15 protein-coding genes are annotated in these 19,217 nt (G+C 53.9%); 3 read left to right on the forward strand and 12 right to left on the reverse strand.

What is annotated here, in order from left to right:
- Positions 1-155 precede the first annotated feature (155 nt).
- The 9 genes from ptrA to rppH all read right to left on the reverse strand — a co-directional run bounded on the left by ptrA (position 156) and on the right by rppH (position 10,112).
- Positions 156-3,041, reverse strand: a complete 2,886-nt coding sequence (gene ptrA / locus AC0Z7K_RS17420; RefSeq protein ID WP_485615306.1) for a pitrilysin — start codon at positions 3,039-3,041, stop codon at positions 156-158.
- Between the two features lie 274 nt (positions 3,042-3,315).
- Positions 3,316-3,675, reverse strand: coding sequence for a prepilin-type N-terminal cleavage/methylation domain-containing protein (locus AC0Z7K_RS17425; protein WP_413530873.1), 360 nt, complete (start codon positions 3,673-3,675; stop codon positions 3,316-3,318).
- Positions 3,668-4,105, reverse strand: a complete 438-nt coding sequence (locus tag AC0Z7K_RS17430; protein WP_485615308.1) for a YgdB family protein — start codon at positions 4,103-4,105, stop codon at positions 3,668-3,670. The genes AC0Z7K_RS17425 and AC0Z7K_RS17430 overlap by 8 nt, the downstream gene beginning before the upstream one ends.
- A gap of 56 nt (positions 4,106-4,161) precedes the next feature.
- Positions 4,162-4,743 (reverse strand): prepilin peptidase-dependent protein, encoded by a 582-nt coding sequence (locus AC0Z7K_RS17435; RefSeq protein ID WP_413530875.1) that lies wholly within the window; start codon positions 4,741-4,743, stop codon positions 4,162-4,164.
- Entirely contained in the window at positions 4,740-5,234 is a 495-nt protein-coding gene (locus AC0Z7K_RS17440; protein ID WP_485615309.1) for a prepilin peptidase-dependent protein, read from the reverse strand. Before AC0Z7K_RS17440 ends, AC0Z7K_RS17435 begins: the two co-directional genes overlap by 4 nt.
- A 240-nt stretch (positions 5,235-5,474) precedes the next feature.
- A complete protein-coding gene (thyA, locus tag AC0Z7K_RS17445) occupies positions 5,475-6,269 on the reverse strand; it encodes a thymidylate synthase (RefSeq protein WP_485615310.1) in 795 nt (264 codons plus the stop codon).
- A gap of 6 nt (positions 6,270-6,275) precedes the next feature.
- Positions 6,276-7,145: a prolipoprotein diacylglyceryl transferase gene (lgt, locus tag AC0Z7K_RS17450; RefSeq protein WP_112165953.1), complete on the reverse strand. Its 870-nt coding sequence runs from the start codon at positions 7,143-7,145 to the stop codon at positions 6,276-6,278.
- Between the two features lie 181 nt (positions 7,146-7,326).
- Positions 7,327-9,573, reverse strand: coding sequence for a phosphoenolpyruvate--protein phosphotransferase (gene ptsP, locus AC0Z7K_RS17455; protein ID WP_485615311.1), 2,247 nt, complete (start codon positions 9,571-9,573; stop codon positions 7,327-7,329).
- An 11-nt stretch (positions 9,574-9,584) separates the two neighbouring features.
- Positions 9,585-10,112: an RNA pyrophosphohydrolase gene (gene rppH, locus AC0Z7K_RS17460; protein WP_112165949.1), complete on the reverse strand. Its 528-nt coding sequence runs from the start codon at positions 10,110-10,112 to the stop codon at positions 9,585-9,587.
- A 696-nt stretch (positions 10,113-10,808) separates the two neighbouring features.
- Between rppH and mutH the strand changes: the two genes are divergently transcribed.
- The 3 genes from mutH (at position 10,809) to AC0Z7K_RS17475 (ending at position 13,069) form a co-directional block, all read left to right on the forward strand.
- Positions 10,809-11,495, forward strand: coding sequence for a DNA mismatch repair endonuclease MutH (gene mutH, locus AC0Z7K_RS17465; protein WP_112165947.1), 687 nt, complete (start codon positions 10,809-10,811; stop codon positions 11,493-11,495).
- Positions 11,496-11,633: 138 nt separating this feature from the next.
- A complete protein-coding gene (locus AC0Z7K_RS17470) occupies positions 11,634-11,852 on the forward strand; it encodes a YgdI/YgdR family lipoprotein (RefSeq protein WP_413530942.1) in 219 nt (72 codons plus the stop codon).
- 176 nt (positions 11,853-12,028) lie between these two features.
- Positions 12,029-13,069, forward strand: a complete 1,041-nt coding sequence (locus tag AC0Z7K_RS17475) for an NADP(H)-dependent aldo-keto reductase (RefSeq protein WP_485615312.1) — start codon at positions 12,029-12,031, stop codon at positions 13,067-13,069.
- A 67-nt stretch (positions 13,070-13,136) separates the two neighbouring features.
- Here the strand turns inward: AC0Z7K_RS17475 and lplT are convergent, their stop codons facing one another.
- The 3 genes from lplT to AC0Z7K_RS17490 all read right to left on the reverse strand — a co-directional run bounded on the left by lplT (position 13,137) and on the right by AC0Z7K_RS17490 (position 19,103).
- Entirely contained in the window at positions 13,137-14,345 is a 1,209-nt protein-coding gene (gene lplT / locus AC0Z7K_RS17480) for a lysophospholipid transporter LplT (protein WP_485615314.1), read from the reverse strand.
- Entirely contained in the window at positions 14,342-16,507 is a 2,166-nt protein-coding gene (gene aas, locus AC0Z7K_RS17485) for a bifunctional acyl-ACP--phospholipid O-acyltransferase/long-chain-fatty-acid--ACP ligase (RefSeq protein ID WP_485615316.1), read from the reverse strand. Before aas ends, lplT begins: the two co-directional genes overlap by 4 nt.
- Positions 16,508-16,832: 325 nt before the next feature.
- Positions 16,833-19,103: a molybdopterin guanine dinucleotide-containing S/N-oxide reductase gene (locus tag AC0Z7K_RS17490; protein ID WP_485615317.1), complete on the reverse strand. Its 2,271-nt coding sequence runs from the start codon at positions 19,101-19,103 to the stop codon at positions 16,833-16,835.
- Between the last annotated feature and the right edge of the window lie 114 nt (positions 19,104-19,217).

Genomic DNA, 19,217 nt, shown 5'->3' on the forward strand with positions numbered 1-19,217 from the left:
GCGATGCTAAAACTGCCCTCGAGGCGCGAGCGGGAATATACAAGGGAAGTGAGAGAAAAAAGGTCGAAATATCCCTTAAAAAACAATGCCGGTCATCTTAAGTGACCGGCATTACGCTAACGCGTCCTTTTTGCTTTCTGAGTTTTCAAATCACATTATTTATCAGTCTGTGATTTCAGGGTTTTCTGCAATGTTGAAGTATCAGCGTAGGTTTTGAAACCTTCCGGCGCAGCATACTGCGGCGTCTTGCTGTCACTGCCGGAGACCTGAGACAACATCGCCAGACCTTCCGGTTTAATTACTGCCTGATGGAAGTAATCCGCCAGTTGCGTTTGTGTCAACCCGGCAATCACACGGATAACATTGGTGCGCGTATCAAATTGCGCATTCCCCCGGCTGAAATCATTACCTAATCTGTCCGCTTCTTCATCCAGCGTTTGCGGGCGTTGCTGCATTTCATTTACCAGCCCTTGTTTATACTGATTAAACTCCGCGTCTTTCATTTCACGCAGACGTTTTTCGGCTTGTGGGTAAAAGGCCAGATAGCGCTGATACAGATAGTCCGGCTGCTTGCTGTTACTTTGCAGTAAGAAACCGATACCCCATTGTTTACCGACAGGAATGGGGAACGCAAATACCGCGTAACCGAGTTGCTCCTGCGTGCGAAGCTGGCTGTAGAACCACGGTTGAATAATTTGCCCGAGTAATGCGCTGTAGCCCATGCTCTGGACTTCGTCATAACCGGTCGGCACATACACGGCGGCCAGCGCCGAGTCAGAACTGCTGCCGACACGCTGGATGTTGGCTTTCAGAGGCTCAGTCACAACGGCCTGCGTGCCGCGCCACCAGTCTGTTCCGTGCGTACCAAGTTTGTGCATAATCTGCTGCGACATAGCTTTCACCTGATCGCCCGTCATATTGCCCACTACCATGATTTCCACAGCGGCGTGGTGAATAAGCTGCTCACGGTAAGCATTCACATCATCGAGTGTGATATCCGCAACCAGCCTCTCGCGTTCTGAACGCTCGGTATAAGGCACGCGCGAAAGTAACTGAACCGGCTGGAGTGCTAACTCGAAGGCTTTGCCTTTATCCGCAGAGGCTAATCGCTCCCGATACCATGATTTAGCCTGATCAAGCTGTTGCTGCGTGGGTTTGAAATCAGGATAGCTGTCCACCAGTGCGGCCAGTAAGTCCGGCAGACATTCGGTGAAACCGCTGGCGGTAAACTGCAGCCCGTTGTCAGGCGACGTACCAAAGCTCAATCCGCCGATAGAAGCCTGATAACTTAGCTGATCGTAAGCTACGCCGGTAAGATAATCCGTCAGGCCGTAAAGTACCTGATTTTTCGCCGTGCTTAACGCCTGTTCATTGCGAAAGGATACCGTCACGCTGGCTTTCGGTTCATCAGCGAAGAAGCGGCTTGGCATGTAAAATACCCGCAGGCCTTTATCTTCAACCAGCAGTTCAGGTTTTGTCGCTTTAGAATCTTTGGTTACCAGCGCCAGAGAGTTCGGAATGTATGGGTTCAACTCAGGCAGAGTGAGTTTGATTCCCTTCCCCAGGGATTTCCAGTACTCGAAGGTTTGTGGCAGGACTTTATCGACCTGATAAGGTGCATTCACAAAGTAAGCGACTTTATTGTGTGGCTCATTCGGACTGATGATCCAATAACGCGCATTTTGCGGCGTCATTTCATCCAGCCTGGATTCGATCGCTTTCGGATCGTATTGGTCCGTCAGATAAGGGGAATCCAGAACGTGCTCGACCGGCACTCGCAACATGGTATCCACCAGCCATTCGACGTAATCCATATCCCTCGTCAGCGCCGGATAGCGGAAGTCGAGCGCCATCACGTGGGCAATTTCATCGAAATAGGGTTTCTTTATGCCCTGCTCGCGCATTTCACGCAAATAACTGAAAATGGCGGCAATGACCGTATCGCGCTCGGCGAGACCTTTATCCGTCAACGAAACTGAAATATTAAACACGCCCTGATTCCGGTTGACCATCGGGTCCGCACCGGCACTAATACCGTCGGCGTAGCCTTGCTTTTGCAGCCAGTCAGACAATGTATTCAGACTGCGGTTACCAATCAGGTAGCTGATATAGGTATCCGTCTTACTGCGAAACGCGGCGCTGTTGTTATCAATGGCGAACTCAACGCGTAATTCTTTGCGCGGCTGTGCGGGAACAAAACGGATATATTCGCCTTTCTGTTTATCCGTTAAGGTCGGCACGGTAATCGGCGGTACGGCGGCATGATGATTGGCAATCTGCCCGAAAGTGTTTGCGGTCAGTTGCGTCAGTTCCGGCAAAGGTTTATTGCTGTAAATCACGCCGACCATCAGATTGGCAGAGTAGTAACGATGATAAAAGTCCGTCAGCTGATCGTGCAACTTGCTGCCCGGCTTGTCCTTTAGGGTATCGAGATTACCGCCTGAAAAGCGCGAACCAGGATGTTCCGGGTTCAATGTTTCAGCGCGTACCTGTGCCATACGCATTCCATCACGGGAACGCGCCATGGTCAGTTCAGCATTCACCGCGTTGCGTTCGCGGTCACCATTGGCGGGGTCTAACAGGGGTTCACCGATTGCATCGGAAAGGCGATCTACTGCTTCAGGAAGAGCGTCATTTTCAACTTCCAGATAGAATGCCGTGCGATAGGAAGCGGTGCTACCGTTATGGCTGCCGCCATGTTTTTTGAGAAATTCGGAAAGGCTTTCAGGCTGAGGATATTTTTTGGATCCCATCAGCAACATGTGTTCAGTGTAGTGAGCCAGACCTAACTGTGAGTCCGGGTCTTCCAGCGAGCCTACGGGAATAGCCAGAGCAGCGAGGGATTTAGGCGCATCTGGATCAGAAACGAGCAAAACCGTCATGTCATTCGCCAGCGTTATCGCCTGATACTGACGCGGGTCGTTCTGACTTTTATTGATAGCTTGTGCATAAGGCTGCCAACCGGCGGCACTTGAAACAACAGGGGCCCAAAAGGTCAATAACAACAGTAACCCTGTAACTCGGGTAACCTGTTTAAACATTGCCACTCTCCCTCAATCCAATAAACGTGCCACACGGGCAAAAATAACGGTTCATCCACTGATGAACCTCAACCTGCTGTTTTATGCCGTTGAGTCTTTTCAGACCCCGCAGTTGCAGGATAGTTGTCAAAAAATCAGTCTCGGGATGTACGTTCTGGTGCTGTTTCACATTTTGCACCCGGACACGACACTCCCCTCCCGGATAAATCACCTGTTTAAACCACTCTATGCAGTTGGGCTGCCATTGCAAGCGGCTTGACAGTATTTCTCCCGCCTAACCGGAAGATGTGGGCGTATCTGGCTCGCAAAGCAAACGCTGCAACTGCGCCTGATAGTGCGCCGGTGTACGGATAATCGCGCCGATCACTTTGCATCGTTGCCCGGCAGTAAAACCCGAGATCTGATACTCCCAGCCATTAATTACCGGTTCAGTGCCGTTTCCGCTGACCGAATAGGCTTCTAACTGTGAGTGCGCCTCTGACCACGCCTGCTGCACCTGCCACTGACGCATAAAACCCTGGCTCAGAGACTGAAAATAGTTGAGCAATCCTAGAACCGATACCGACAGCAGCAGCGCGGCGATCAGCGCCTCAGGCAGGCTAAATCCTTGCTGTTTGGCTTCTTTCTCAGTCATCACAGAACTGCTCATCGGCTTCGGGACAGAAATCCAGCCAGCCTTGCCTGAGTGGAAAAAAAATCAGCGAGCCATCGGCTTGTATTTGCGCGCTGACCTGCTGGTAAATGGTCATGGGCTCTCCCCCTTCCGACACTCTCCCTTCCCCGCGCACCACAAAAACATCTTCACGTAGTGAAGGGCGGACACAGGTACGTCCTGACCCCACAGCCAGGATCCCGGAGGTCAACGCCTGACATTGCCACTTCGTCTGTGCCGTTAATTTCCACCGTTCGCTGATTCCCCAGCTCAGTGAAGACGCGGCATTCTCCCAGGCAATCGCATACCGGTGCTGATGAGAAGTCAGTGCCAGCCCGGCAGAAAGCTGTTGCTGTAGCGAATTAAGGGCAATCATTCCCAGCCCCATCATCACCATAATACTCAAGATCATGGCACTGCCCTGCTGATGGTATTGAGAGGAATGCCTCCTGATTTTCGCCCGGAATTTCATAAGGAATGTCCCGCAACCTGGACAATAATTTTGCGGTGGATCAGGGGATCTTTGCTCCAGCTGGCCTCAAGTTCCAATGAGAAAAGGCGTCCGGCATTCAGGCCTGAATGTTCCGTCACAGCAAACTTCGTGACGTTAACTTCTGCCGGGTCGAGCAATTTCTCCCAGCCAGAACTGTTGCATGCATCTGTACCACGCTGGATTTCAATACCGCCCTGACGCAGGCGATAACCAAAGTATTCAGATTCTGCGCTACCCGGTTTTTCCCAATGCCCGTTTCTGTTCAGATCATAAATCGCGATAACACAGGAACCTGCGGTTTCTCCTGACGCATTGCCGAGAATGACCGTTTTACCATCACACACGCCATTGCAAAACCCAGCGCGTCGTAAATCCTTTTCGACAGTAAAGCTGGTCTGGCGCAGCAGTTGATCCAACTGATAATGTCGCCCGAGACTTTGGCTTCGCTGGCGCATCAGCGGATAAATTTGCGCCGCACTGAGCATCAACATGCTGCCGACGCCCATCGCCATCATCACTTCAGGCAGTGTGAAGCCCTGCGTCCGACGGGAAATCACTGGCAGACTCCGATGCCCAGCATCGGCTTATTTTCACTGCACAGACGCAAACGCCCTCTGGCTGATAGCACCACACGCAGACTCCCCGCCGCATTTTTTAGTGTCATATGCCCGGCCAGTGCGGCATTTCGCAGCCCGTAAAAACCCATCGCTTTGCCGGTAAAATCGATTAACTCCATATCCGGTTCACTGACCACAAACACTCTTCCGACCGCTGCACTGCAAACTGCCGGACGCGCACCTGCCCCAATGCACCCGCCGGTACCGTTTATCATCCACAATATGGCGGAACGGTTGTAATTGTTGGCTTCAGCCTGCAAATCATGAAGATACAATCGCAGATGCTGCGCCTGCTGTTCGAGTTTAAGCGCCTGCTGATACCCGCGCCAGCTGTGCAATCCCCACAGGATGCACATCGCGACCAGCGCAACGACCACCATCATTTCAATCAGTGACATTCCCTGCTCTCCTGAACGATCGGTTCTTTTCATACGCTCAGGGTAGGCATTTGAATTTTCACCACCAGTGGCAAAGTGGTTTTCTCCATGACATCCCCAGAATAAAAAGTGCAAAAGAATGCACGCGACAAAAATGTTGCGCGACGTCTCGCAAAATCAAAATGTGGGATGCAATAGCGGTGTGAATCGTTGAGGGGAAAGCGTAAAAAGTGTCGCAGAGGGAAGTCAGGATAATGGCTGCCTGACAAACGTCAGGCAGCAAACAGCGAAGAATCAGATAGCGACGGGCGCTTTTATTGCTGGGTGCGGATCGTATCCCTCAATCTCGAAATCTTCGAAGTTGTAGTCAAACAGGGAGGCAGGCTTGCGTTTGATAATCAGTTTAGGCAACGCGCGTGGTTCACGGCTCAGTTGCAGATGCGTCTGTTCCATATGGTTGCTGTACAGATGGGTATCCCCACCGGTCCAGACAAAATCGCCGACTTCAAGAGAGCACTGCTGCGCCATCATGTGCACCAGAAGCGCGTAACTGGCGATGTTAAACGGCAGGCCAAGGAAGACATCGCATGAACGCTGATACAGCTGGCAGGACAACTTACCGTCCGCCACGTAGAACTGGAAGAAAGCATGGCAAGGTGCCAGTGCCATCTGATCCAGCTCGCCGACGTTCCACGCAGAAACAATGATACGGCGCGAATCGGGATCGCTTTTCAACTGGTTCACGACGTTGGTCAGTTGGTCGATTTGCTTTCCATCAGCAGCCCCCCAGGCACGCCATTGCTTGCCGTACACGGGGCCGAGATCGCCGTTTTCATCGGCCCACTCGTCCCAGATGCTGACATTGTTTTCACGCAGATAGGCGATATTGGTTTCGCCTTTCAGGAACCACAGGAGTTCATGAATGATGGAGCGTAAATGACAGCGTTTGGTGGTGACCAGCGGGAAACCATCCTGCAAATTGAAACGCATCTGATGACCAAAAATCGACAACGTGCCGGTACCCGTACGGTCGGCTTTAGGGGTGCCTTCATCGAGCACTTTCTGCATTAAATCCAGATACTGTTTCATGTTACCTCACGACAATTGTTTCTGCGGACGGCGGTATGCCCAGACCATCATAATCAGGCCGATGACCACCATCGGAATGGACAGTACCTGCCCCATGCTGATCACGCCGTCGAACAAACCGAGCTGCGCATCCGGCTGGCGGAAATGCTCAACAATGATGCGGAATAAACCGTAACCGATCAGGAACAAGCCTGATACCGCGCCCATCGGGCGTGATTTGCGAATAAAGACGTTCAGGATGATAAACAGCACGATGCCTTCAAGCAGCAGTTCATACAGCTGGGAAGGATGGCGTGGAAGAACACCATACTGGTTCAGAAGCGGCTGCCATTTAGGGTCAGCGGCAGCGATGGCGATATCTTCCTGACGGGAGCCGGGGAATAACATCGCCCAAGGCACATCAGTGGTCACACGCCCCCACAGTTCGCCGTTGATGAAGTTACCCAGACGCCCGGCACCCAGACCAAACGGGATCAGCGGCGCGATGAAATCCGCGACCTGGAAGAAATTACGTTTGGTACGGCGGGCGAAGACCAGCATTACGACGATCACACCGATCAGGCCGCCGTGGAAGGACATACCGCCGTCCCACACTTTGAACAGATAAAGCGGATTGTCGAGGAACAGAGGCAGATTATAGAAGAATACGTAACCGATACGGCCACCGAGGAACACGCCAAGGAAACCGGCATACAGCAGATTTTCGACTTCGTCTTTGGTCCAGCCGCTGCCCGGCTTATTGGCACGGCGCACCGCCAGCCACATCGCAAAGACAAAACCGACCAGGTACATCAGTCCGTACCAGTGGAGGGATACTGGTCCGATAGAGAAAATCACCGGATCAAACTGGGGAAACGCCAGATAGCTGTTGCTCATCTATCACCACAAATTGTTTATTGTTTTAGCCCGGTTAGGGGTCAGCAGGGTGCGAATAGTAGCATAGCCGGGAGGATTTCCGGGGCTATGGCCGGGGAAAAGTTCTGTAAAAAAACGTCTCATTCTGCGCCGCATTGGGGGCAGGCAGGAATGACGCGGTGGTAAACGCCGCGCCTGAGTCCTATTTACCGCCGCGAATCAGCCCGCCCAGACCGCGCCTTTCCATGAATGCTGCCGTCATATGACGAACATCCGTAGTGAAATGTGCCTGCAAAACCCGACTGGCAAGCTCTTCGGCATCCACCAGATCGATACGGCGCAGCAAATACTTCACGCGCGCCACGCTGCGCCCGTTCATGCTCAGATTACGGTAACCCATACCGGTCAGCAGCAATGCGCCCATCGGGTCGCCCGCCATTTCACCGCACAGGCTGACGTCCAGCCCGATCGCTTCAGCGCTGGTGATTATCTGCCTGAGCACCCGCAGCATCGCCGGATGTAAGCTGTCATAAAGCCCGGCAACGCGAGTATTGTTGCGATCAACCGCCAGCAGATACTGAGTTAAATCGTTGGTGCCAACCGAGATAAACTCCACTCTTCCCGCGAGAGCCGGCAACATAAAGATCATCGACGGCACTTCAATCATCACCCCGATACGCGTGCGCGGCAGTTGGTAACCAAGCTGCTCCTGCACTTCACGTCCGGCGCGGTCTATCAGACGGCGTGCCTCATCTATCTCTTCGAGGCTGGTGACCATCGGCAGCAAAATACCCAGATTCCCCGTCGCCGCATTGGCACGCAGCATGGCGCGCACCTGAATCAGAAAAATTTCCGGCTGATCGAGCGTAATACGAATACCACGCCAACCCAGACAAGGGTTTTCCTCGCTGATCGGCATGTATGGCAGCTGTTTATCAGAACCGATATCCAACGTTCGCAATGTCACCGGCTTTTGCGGGAACAGCTGCAACATGCCCTGATACTGCGCCACCTGCTCCTCTTCGGAAGGGAAACCGCTTTGCAGCATGAACGGAATTTCAGTGCGGTACAGACCGACGCCGTCCACACGACTGCCGAACAGTTTTTCGTGATCGGCACTCAGACCGGCATTGAGCATCACCTTCACTCTTTCGCCGCTTTTCAGCGCCGCAGGCTGATCAACATCATCTTCAGCGCGCTGGCTCAGCTCCATTTCTTCGCTGATGAGCCGCTTATATTCAGCGACCAACACCGGTTCCGGGTCAATCAGCAGTTCGCCACGATAGCCATCAACAATCAATTGTCGCTGGCTGAGCAGCGCAGGTTGAATATCCGCGCCCATAATCGTCGGCACGCCCATCGCGCGCACCAGAATGGCCGCGTGGGAATTCGCCGCACCGTCGCGCACTACCACGCCCGCCAGCCGGTCCTGCGGGACTTCGGCCAGAAGCGTTGCGGTCAGTTCATCTGCGACCAGAATGAAACGCTCCGGCCACTGAGTATTGCCCTGAATGGTATCATCGAGATGGAAAACCAGCCGCTGCCCAAGCGCGCGCAAATCGCTACCGCGCTCGCGCAGATAGGTATCCTGCAGGCTGGCAAACTGCGCAGCAAATTCTTCAACGACCTTTTTCACCGCCCATTCAGCAACCGCACCCTGATCGATCTGCGCAAACAGTTCACGCTTGAGACGCGCATCGTTAAGGAGGTGGGAATAGAGGTCGAAAATTGCGGCACTTTCTTTTTGTGCGCTGGCGGTAAACCGTTTACTGAAACGGCGGAACTCTGCACCGGCATCTTCGAGCGCACGGGTCAGCCGCTCGCGTTCCCGCACCGTATCGAGCGTGGACGCCATAAAAACGTGTTCAAGGGATGGCTGTGAACTGTCCTGCCAGCCGATACCGATGGCAACACCCGGTGAAGCCGCCAGCGCGCGGACGCGGGTCTGGCGAAATCGGCCGTACAGCACGTTCAGCTGGGCTTGTGAAAGGATCGCCGCCAGCTGAGTCGCTAACGTAACTAAAAAGGATTCTTCACTTTCGTCGAACTGTCGATGTTCGCGCTGCTGAATAACCAGCACGCCGAGTAGCTGACGACGGTGAATGATCGGCACGCCTAAAAAGGATCGGAAAAGATCTTCTTTTACGGCTGGAATGTATTTAAAGCTGGGATGACTCTGCGCGTCGGCGAGGTTGATAGGTTCTGCCAGCCGGCCTACCAGACCGACGATCCCCTGATCAAACGCAAGCGTAATGGTGCGCCCGCGAGGTTTTTTCAAACCTCGCGTCGCCATCAGGTAATAACAACGACGGTCATTGTCAGCGAGATAAACGGAACACACTTCGGTGTCCATCGCCAGGCAGGTTTCATTGACCAGTACGTCCAGCGCATCATTCAGGCTGGCCGCCATTGCTACCTTTTCAACAATTTCTCGCAAACGCGTGAGCATCTCTTCGCGACTTAGCCTCTTTTACGACGATAAGCGGGCGATGTCTTGGGAAGGGAAATTTCCTGCATCGGCATAATAGTGGTCGAAAACTCTTTCATCACGCGACGATACACATCGCGCTTAAATGACACCACCTGACGAACCGGATACCAGAAACTCACCCAACGCCAGCCATCAAATTCAGGCGTACTGCTGCGCTGCATATTGATATCAGCATCGTTACACATCAGTTGCAGCAAGAACCATTTTTGCTTTTGGCCGATACAAACCGGCTTTGTGTCCCAACGCACCAAACGTTTTGGCAATTTATAACGTAACCAGTTGCGGGTGGACGCCAGAATACGCACATCTTTGCGGCCCAGACCCACTTCTTCAAACAGCTCGCGGTACATTGCCTGCTCAGCAGTTTCCCCTGGATTAATGCCTCCCTGAGGAAACTGCCAGGAGTGCTGACCGTATCGTCTGGCCCATAATACCTGGCCCTGCTTGTCACAGATTACGATACCAACATTCGGGCGGTAGCCATCATCATCGATCACCGGACTACCTCAATAGCTTAAAATCATAGATGTTCTGATTGTTTCACACTACCAACAGGCGGTAAACCACTGGTTAGCGCTGATCCACACGAATAAAAATGGGATAACTTTCACTAATTGGCAAAGTTATAAACAGATTCGGGCCAGCACTCGCGATTTTATTCACTTTTTCTGTGGATAGATGTGTGCAGAACTTAAGAGTAAGCAGGGTAAAACTCTCGTGAACTTATCCCCAGTCTGAAAATTAACATTTATAAAATACATATAAAGCATTCAGTTACGATGCATAAACCGCGTTATCACCCACCTAAAAAAGTGAGGTACGTCACACGCAGACATGATCTGGCGAAAGATCCACCAATGACGTTTTTATCCACAGCGATCGTCTAAAAGTTGACGTCGTCGGGGTAGAAATTGGATAAAACACTGTCCGTCAAGCCTGTAAATCGAACCAGTGATCGGATTTATCCAGGGTTATCCAAGAAATCTGTGGATAAGTAGGGGGAAGATCCTGTTCATTGTCGCCTTCAACAGGTGGTCAACCTAAAAAATGCTTGTGATAAACCGGCCAGAACCCTAAAAAAAACCAAATTAAATCATGCTATTATTCATCCATCTCACGGGTATAACTTTTTATGCACTGCATTACGCAGGGTGAGGTTAAAAATTAACCTAAATTCATGAGTGTTGTTTTTTATGTCTATTCCGTTACCTGCAACTGAACCGCCCCGTCACGAAGATGAGCTGCTGCACCGCGCGCAGTCGCTGGCCGGTCACACCTTAGGCGAGCTCGCAGCCCGCGCAGGGTTGCCGATCCCGGCCAACCTCAAACGAGAAAAAGGCTGGGTAGGAATGTTATTGGAAGTCTATCTTGGCGCGATTGCAGGCAGTAAGCCGGAGCAGGATTTCGCCGATATTGGCATTGAGCTAAAAACTATTCCCATTGATTCGCACGGCAAGCCGCTGGAAACCACGTTCGTCTGCGTTGCGCCGTTAACCGGTAATAGCGGCGTGACCTGGGAGAGCAGCCATGTACGCCATAAACTGGCGCGGGTGCTGTGGATCCCGGTTGAAGGCGAGCGCCAGATCCCGCTTTCTGAGCGCCACATTGGCGCACCTTTATTGTGGCAGCCCTCCAAAGAAGAAGATGAGCAGCTGCGTCAGGATTGGGAAGAGTTGATGGATTTGATCGTCCTGGGCAAAGTTGAAAGTATCACTGCGCGCCACGGGGAATTCCTGCAACTGCGCCCGAAAGCGGCTAACAGCAAAGCGTTAACCGAAGCGATCGGCGAATTCGGTCAGCCGATCCTGACGTTGCCACGAGGTTTCTATCTGAAAAAACGCTTTACCGGCGCGCTGCTGGCCCGACATTTTCTGCTCTGATGGCACTCATTTTAAAAATTTCACGCACCTTTTGTGCCACTTTTTCAACCCTTTGCTACGATAGAATGTGATTATGTCCGGACAGAATAATGTCAGACTTTCTAAAACGTCGCGTACACACAAGGAATGATAAAAATGATGAAGAAAACATTGATGATGACCAGCGCCGCGCTGCTGGTATTCGGGCTCGCAGGCTGCGCCAGTGATTATGTGATCTCAACCAAAGACGGCAATATGATCCTGACAGACGGCAAACCGAAGCTGGATAAATCTACCGGCCTGTTGAGCTATACCGACGAACAAGGCAACGAGCGTCAGATCAACAACGACAACGTCAGCCAGGTGATGGAACGCTAATTCAGACCTGCACCAACCGATAAGAGCCGGTTTTGGACTGGCTCTTTTGCTGCTTCCCCCGCTCTCTCTGATTATCGGCACTCTCTGCCACTTCCACCTGATGTTTCCCTTGTATATAGTCAGATAAGGCACTTTTTCTATCAGCCTGACATTCTCAGAAGAAAGGAAGACCGGCAATGCAATATCACCGTATACCCCACAGTTCTTTAGAAGTGAGCTTACTGGGTCTTGGCACCATGACTTTTGGTGAACAAAACAGCGAAGCCGACGCCCATCAGCAGCTCGATTACGCCGTTGCAGCGGGCATCAATCTGATTGATACCGCAGAGATGTATCCTGTTCCGCCACGCCCGGAAACCCAGGGTCTGACCGAAAGCTATATCGGCAGCTGGCTGAAAGCCCGTGGTAACCGCGAGAAGATCGTGCTGGCGAGCAAAGTCTCCGGCCCTTCCCGTGGCAGCGATAATGCGATTCGTCCGGCGCAAATGCTGGATCGTAAAAATATCCGCGCGGCGCTGGATGCCAGCCTGACACGTCTGAATACCGATTATCTGGATCTCTATCAGCTGCACTGGCCACAGCGTCAGGCCAATTTCTTCGGCAAGCTGGGCTATCAGTACACCGAAGAGCAATCTCCGGTGACGTTGCTGGAAACGCTGGAAGCGCTGAACGAACAGGTTCGCGCCGGTAAAATCCGCTACATCGGCGTTTCAAATGAAACGCCGTGGGGCGTGATGCGCTATCTGCAACTGGCCGAGAAACACGATTTACCACGTATCGTTTCCATTCAAAACCCGTACAGTCTGCTGAACCGCAGCTTTGAAATCGGGCTGGCAGAAATCAGCCAGTACGAGGGCGTTGAACTGCTGGCCTACTCCAGCCTGGCGTTCGGTACGCTGAGCGGGAAATACCTGAATGGTGCGAAACCGGCCAATGCGCGTAATACGCTGTTCAGCCGTTTCACCCGTTATTCTTCTCCACAAGCTGAAGGCGCAGTGGCGGAATACGTGGCATTGGCGAGGAAACACAATCTGGATCCTTCGCAGATGGCGCTGGCCTTCGTGCGTCAGCAACCGTTCGTTGCCAGTACTTTACTGGGTGCGACCACGCTGGAGCAGCTGAAGATCAACATCGACAGTCAGGATTTGACGCTCGATGCCGAAATCATGGGCGAGCTGGAAAACATCCACAAACGCTTCACCATACCTGCACCGTAACTGCGTATTTCAGACATAAAAAAGGGCGCTCAGCGCCCTTTCGTTTTTTCGGGTAATGCAAAACGCCTCAGATCTGACGGCGCTTTTGCATGACCTGCCAGATCCACAGCGCAGTAATGGCCAGCGCGAAGACCACACCGAAGCCAATACCGATCGCAACGACCGGCGCACCCGCCATCACGACCAGCGAATACAGGCCAAGCATCAGCAGCATCGCGGTATTCTCGCCGAGATTTTGCACCGCAATCGCATTACCGGCACCGACAGAGGCTTTCCCGCGATGCTGTAACAGCGCATTCAGCGGCACCACGAAGAAGCCACCGAGAACCCCCACCAACACCAGGACGATATACGAACTCAGCATGCTGGTTTGCAGCGCGAAGACTATTACGGCGATACCAATCGCTACGCCCGCTGGCAGGCAACGCTTGACGGTTTCGAGACGGATCAACTTCGCAGCCGCACCGGCTCCGAAGACAATCCCGATGGCCACCATTGCGTTGAGTAACGTCGGCGTTTTGTTATCGGTAATCCCTAACGCCACCGGCACCCACAGCACCAGCAGGAAACGCAACGTCACGCCTGCGCCCCAGAACAGGCTGGTACCGACCAGCGAAAAGCGGGTTTCACCATCATTCCACAACGTTTTACACGCCGAGAAAAACGTCCGCGTCATTTTAGCCGGATGCCACGACTGTCCGGCGCGCGCCGGAGTCAGTTTTGGGATAAACCAGTTGGCTATCACGGCAGCTCCGTAGGCAAGAACGCAGATGCCTAACGCCGCCAGAATATTCCAGTCTGCCAGCGCGCCACCCGCTACTGACCCGAGCAGGATCGCCGCAATCGTCGAGGCTTCCATCAGACCGTTGGCTTTAACCAACTGCTCGCCGCTGGCGATTTCCCCCAGAATGCCGTACTTGGCCGGTGAATAGGCGGCAGCACCGATGCCAACCAGCGTGTAGCCGAGGAACGGATTCAGACCGGCGCAAATCACCGCCGCACCGCCGAGCTTCAGCAGGTTGGCGACCATCATCACGCGGCCTTTGGAGAAGCTGTCAGCGAACTGCCCGACAAACGGCGCGAGAATGATGTAAGTCGCGACAAACGCCATCTGCAAAACCGGCTGGCTCCAGTCGGGATAAAGCTGTTGTTTGATCAGCGCCAGTGCGGCAAACAGCAGCGCGTTATCGCCGAACGCCGACAAGAACTGCGCGACGATCACCGCCGTCATGCTTTTTGACATCAGCGGCGATGCCGCCACTAAAGGTTTACTCATGCCTCAGTCTCCGGTTTTTCTGCCATCTCGCGCAGGGTGACAAAATCAGGTTTACCGCTGCCGAGCAACGGCAGGGCTTTGACCAAGCGAATATCACGCGGCACGGCAAGTTCCGGCAGTCCCAGTTCGCGGGCGGCTTTGCTCAGCGCATCACGACGAAGTTCTGCATCGGTAGTAAACAGTACCAGCGCTTCACCTTTGCTGCTGTCGCTGCGCGACGTCGCGGCATGCTGGCCGTCTGGGGAGGCTTTAATCGCCAGCTGTTCGACGCTTTCCAGCGACACCATTTCACCGGCTAGTTTGGCAAAACGCTTCACGCGGCCACGAATGGCGCAGAACCCTTTTTCATCCAGCGTGACGATATCGCCGGTGTCATACCAGCCCGCCTGCATGTCGCCGTCGGCATTTTCAGCCTGTGGTGTTTCGAGTACGCCCGGATTTTCGACGCGCAGATAGCCTTTCATGATGTTCGGGCCGCGCAGTTGCAGGCGCCCCCCCTCTTCAATACCCGGCACCTTCATCAGACGCGCCTCCATCCCCGGTAAGATCTTCCCGACGGTATTCACCCTGGTCGCCATCGGCACGTTGATTGCCACCACTGGCGCACATTCGGTCACGCCGTAGCCTTCAAGAATGCGGATACCAAATTTGTTCTGCCAGATTTCCTTGGTGCTTTCCGCCAGTTTCTCCGCACCGGCCACCACGTAGCGCAACCTTGCAAAATCATAAGGATGAGCAAAGCGGGCATAGTTGCCGAGGAAGGTCGAGGTGCCAAACAGCACGGTACAGTTCTGGTCGTACACCAGCTCCGGTACGATGCGATAATGCAGCGGGCTTGGATACAGGAACACGCGCGCACCGGTCAGCAGCGGCGTTAACAGGCCGACGGTCAGACCAAAGGCGTGGAACAGCGGCAGTGAGGACATGAAGCGGTCACGCGGCGTGAAATCCGCCACGGTGCGGATCTGCTCGACGTTTGCCAGCAGGCTGGCGTGTGAATGCACCACGCCTTTTGGATTGCCTTCTGATCCGGAGGTGAACAGCACCAGCGCGGCGTCGTCAGCCTTTTGCGGCAGCATCGCGCGACGCGGGAAGATCAGGTGGAACAAGATCCACAGCTTGTCTTGCGTGGTGACCGTGTCCTTTAAATCTTCCAGATACACCCAGTTGGCTTCCGGCACGTTCTCCGGCAGAGGGGTCAGTTTGCCTTTCTCAAGGAACTGGCGGGAGGTGATGATGGTTTTGATCTGCGCCGCTTTCATCGCGCTTTGCAGGCCCTTCGCCCCGGCGGTATAGTTGAGCAGCGCCGGAATACGGTTACGCATCGACGCGCCAAACAGCGCAGCCGCCATGATCGTGGCGTTCGGCAGCAACATTCCGACGTGCTCACCTTCGCGGGTAAACCTTTGCAGGATCCGGCTCACGCCAAGGGATTTTTTCAGCAGCCCCTGATAGGTATCTTCTTTAAACGCGATATCAGCGATGCAGGGTTTGCGGCGGCCATAACGGGTTTGCGCGGACAGCAGCGCTTCATACAGCGTTTCCGGCTCGCGGGTGGCCATGCGCGCCTGCATCATCACTTTATGCAGTTGCTCACCGGCCAGGATCCGGCGGTCTCGTGAGCGTGGCGCATCCGGCATCGGAATCGTCAGCGGCGGCAGCACGTTGATGGTGATTTTCGGGAACCAGCGGATTTTAAAACTGCCGAACAGACGGCCAAACGGTGTGTATTCCGCGCCGTCGATGCGTATAGGAATAACCGTTGCCTGAGACTTCGCCGCCACAAAGGCCGCGCCGTCGTAAATCTTCATTAATGAACCGGTGACCGTGATACGCCCTTCAGGGAAGACCACCACCGGACGGCCCTTCTCCACTTCGCGGATCAGATGTTTGATTGCCATCGGCTTGGTCGGATCCAGCGGCATGAAGTCCACATACGGCTTCAGCCAGCGCATAAACCAGGTATCAGTGATGTTGGAATAGACTGCAAATACCGGTTTAACCGGCAGGAAAAGCACCAACAGCATGCCGTCAATAAATGAAACATGGTTGGGTGTCAGCAGTAAACGCGGATAATCAAATGCTGGTTTCGCCGGTGTCACCGTGACCCGGAACGCGATGCGAAACAGCCACCTGAACGCGGCGAAAAGAAAGTTATACATGTTTGCCATCTCCTTATGTGTCATCCCTGATCCTGAAAGAAAAAGGTTGGGGAAACAGCATACTATAAGCCGCTGAATAATGACGACAGTCAGAAGTGAGTTTAGGAAGACGCTGAACGAGTTGTCAGCATTGAGGCAAAAAAAAACCTACGCATCCGCGTAGGTTGGTGCAAATTTAATCGGTATCAACATGCAGAGCACGTTGATGATTCACCAATCAATACCTCTGGGACGTTCAATCTATCTGGTTTGTAGTAATCACAGCCAGCAGGCAATCGAAACATAATTCCGCAAAGTGTAACCAGTGGTGAAAATGCTCCCGGTTTTAATCATTTAGTGCTGATTGCGTCACTTCAACCAGGCAACTCATGGCATTAGGTCCCTGCGTTAAACGCGAAGTACCGATATCAAGCGTAAGCACATTCGGATTCCCGGCTTGTTCCGTTTCCTGCCAGTTAGCGCCAAAGCCCGGATTAAACCACGCACCGGTGGACATCAGCACCACACCGCGCGTAATCCCGTCGTTGAACGACACACCGGCCAGACAGCTGCCGCGCGCATTATGCACTTTGACACGATCGCCGTCGTTCAGCTGGCGGCTGGCTGCATCCTCAGGGTGCATAAACAGCGTCTCTTTTCCGGCAGTCTTGTTCGACTGCGCCAGCGGCGACTGATCGAGCTGGCTGTGCAAACGGTCTTTCGGCTGGATGGAGATCAGGTGCAGCGGCCACTCTTTGGCCGTTTCTGCGCCCAGCCATTCGACCGGTGGCTGCCATTCAGGGTGGGGTGCGAAATCGGCATAACCGTATCCGGCGATAGTTTCCGAGAACAGTTCGATCTTACCGCTGTGCGTGCCCAGCGGGTTTGCACGCGGACTTTTGCGGAACTCCTCGAAGAACACAAAATCTTTTTCCGGCATCGGCAGCTCCACAAAGCCGCGTTTCCAGAAGGATTCGAAATCCGGCCATTCCACGCCGGTGCCTTTTTGCGCTTCACCACACTGACGGTAAATGTGGCGCAGCCATTGATCTTCATTGCGTCCCTGCGTGAATTGCTCGCGATAACCCAGACGGTCGGCGATGTCGGCGAAGATATCAAAATCGTTACGCGCCTGATGCTGGGGTGCAATCGCCTGATGCATCGCCAGTACGAAGCGGTCACGTGAGGATCCGCCGATATCGTTACGTTCGAGCGAAGTGGTGGCAGGCAGCACGATATCCGCCATCTGCGCCGCCGGTGTCCAGACGTTATCCTGCACAATGATGGTGTCCGGCTTCTGCCAGCCTTCCACCAGACGGTTCAGCTGTTGATGATGATGGAACGGGTTGCCGCCCGCCCAGTGCACCAGATGGATATCGGGATAATGCTGTGTTTCACCCTGAAACTCGTATGGCTGCCCCGGATTGAGCAGCATGTCGCTGATGCGCGCAACCGGGATCGCCAGGCCGGAAGGATTCGGCCCCGCACTGACCGCAGGACCCGGCGTGTCATAACGCGGATTGCCGACGCTGTTCATCGAACCGTGGCCGAACGAGAAGCCACCGCCCGGCAGGCCGACCTGTCCGAGCATCGCCGAAATAGCAATCATCATCCAGTAAGGCTGCTCGCCGCGATGGGCGCGCTGCACGGAATACGAACAGGTAATAAAGCTGCGCACGCCGATCAGATCATCGGCCAGACCCGCGATACGCTCCGCCGGAATGCCGGTAATGTGACTCGCCCAGTCAGGCGTTTTAGCCACACCGTCTTTCTCACCGCGCAGATAAGCGGCGAGCTGCGGATAGCCCACGCAGTGACTGGCAAGAAACGCATTGTCCTGCGCCTCTTTACGCTGAATTTCATAGGCAATCGCCATCATCAGCGCCGCATCTGTGTTAGGCCGGATCGGGATCCACTCGGCATTGAGGAATTCCGGGCAGTCATCGCGCATCGGGCTGATGTTGATGACCCGTGTGCCTTTCTTCGCCAGCTGTTCCAGCGCCGGTTTCAGGGTATGTTCCACTGCGCCGCCGGAGGCCACCTGTGAATTTTTCAGCGCCAGACCACCGAAGGCCAGCAGGATTTCAGCGTGTTCAACCACGCTCGGCCATGAGGTCACGCGGCCGGTCAGCGGCGTGAAAGTGCCGATAACATATGGAAGGAAAAACTGCGCCGAGCCCCAGCTGTAGTTGCCGAGCTGATCCACCCCGCCGCCGCCGGTGAAATAGAAACGGCGCACCAGCGAACGGGCATGATGCAGGCGGCCAGCGGAAGACCAGCCGTAGGAGCCGTTGAAAATGCCGGAGGCGCCGTAACGGTCACGCACGCGGCGGTTCTCTTCAGCCACCAGATCCAGCGCCACATCCCAGTCCACTTCGACAAAATCTTCGCGCCCCCGCAGCGAGCGATCGCTGTTTTCGCGCTTTTGCAGCCATGAACGGCGCACCGCCGGTTTACGGATCCGTTTATCGGAATAGACCAGCGGCACAATGGAATCGAGTAAAGGCGAAGGATCGGCATCCGCAGAATAGGGTTCGCAGCGGATCAGCCGTCCGTCTTCTACGACGGCAGTGTACGCGCCCCAGTGAGCCAGTTGCGGATAGCGTTTTATGGACATGTTTTTTTATTTTCTCAGCGCAGGTGTTTGACCTTAAAAATACCATTCACGTCGCGCTCATTTCAAAGAACAAATAATCTTAATCAATGTCATTTCCATCCTTTCCGACTGCGA

Source organism: Rahnella sp. 1L-D-7-B-C2, assembly GCF_057290995.1.

Excerpts from the sequence above, each read along its gene's own strand:
- ptrA (WP_485615306.1), bottom strand. The coding sequence starts at position 3,041 with ATGTTTAAACAGGTTACCCGAGTTACAGGGTTACTGTTGTTATTGACC.
- AC0Z7K_RS17425 (WP_413530873.1), bottom strand. The coding sequence starts at position 3,675 with ATGACTGAGAAAGAAGCCAAACAGCAAGGATTTAGCCTGCCTGAGGCG.
- AC0Z7K_RS17430 (WP_485615308.1), bottom strand. The coding sequence starts at position 4,105 with ATGATCTTGAGTATTATGGTGATGATGGGGCTGGGAATGATTGCCCTT.
- AC0Z7K_RS17440 (WP_485615309.1), bottom strand. The coding sequence starts at position 5,234 with ATGAAAAGAACCGATCGTTCAGGAGAGCAGGGAATGTCACTGATTGAA.
- thyA (WP_485615310.1), bottom strand. The coding sequence starts at position 6,269 with ATGAAACAGTATCTGGATTTAATGCAGAAAGTGCTCGATGAAGGCACC.
- lgt (WP_112165953.1), bottom strand. The coding sequence starts at position 7,145 with ATGAGCAACAGCTATCTGGCGTTTCCCCAGTTTGATCCGGTGATTTTC.
- ptsP (WP_485615311.1), bottom strand. The coding sequence starts at position 9,573 with ATGCTCACGCGTTTGCGAGAAATTGTTGAAAAGGTAGCAATGGCGGCC.
- mutH (WP_112165947.1), top strand. The coding sequence starts at position 10,809 with ATGTCTATTCCGTTACCTGCAACTGAACCGCCCCGTCACGAAGATGAG.
- AC0Z7K_RS17470 (WP_413530942.1), top strand. The coding sequence starts at position 11,634 with ATGAAGAAAACATTGATGATGACCAGCGCCGCGCTGCTGGTATTCGGG.
- AC0Z7K_RS17475 (WP_485615312.1), top strand. The coding sequence starts at position 12,029 with ATGCAATATCACCGTATACCCCACAGTTCTTTAGAAGTGAGCTTACTG.
- lplT (WP_485615314.1), bottom strand. The coding sequence starts at position 14,345 with ATGAGTAAACCTTTAGTGGCGGCATCGCCGCTGATGTCAAAAAGCATG.
- aas (WP_485615316.1), bottom strand. The coding sequence starts at position 16,507 with ATGTATAACTTTCTTTTCGCCGCGTTCAGGTGGCTGTTTCGCATCGCG.
- AC0Z7K_RS17490 (WP_485615317.1), bottom strand. The coding sequence starts at position 19,103 with ATGTCCATAAAACGCTATCCGCAACTGGCTCACTGGGGCGCGTACACT.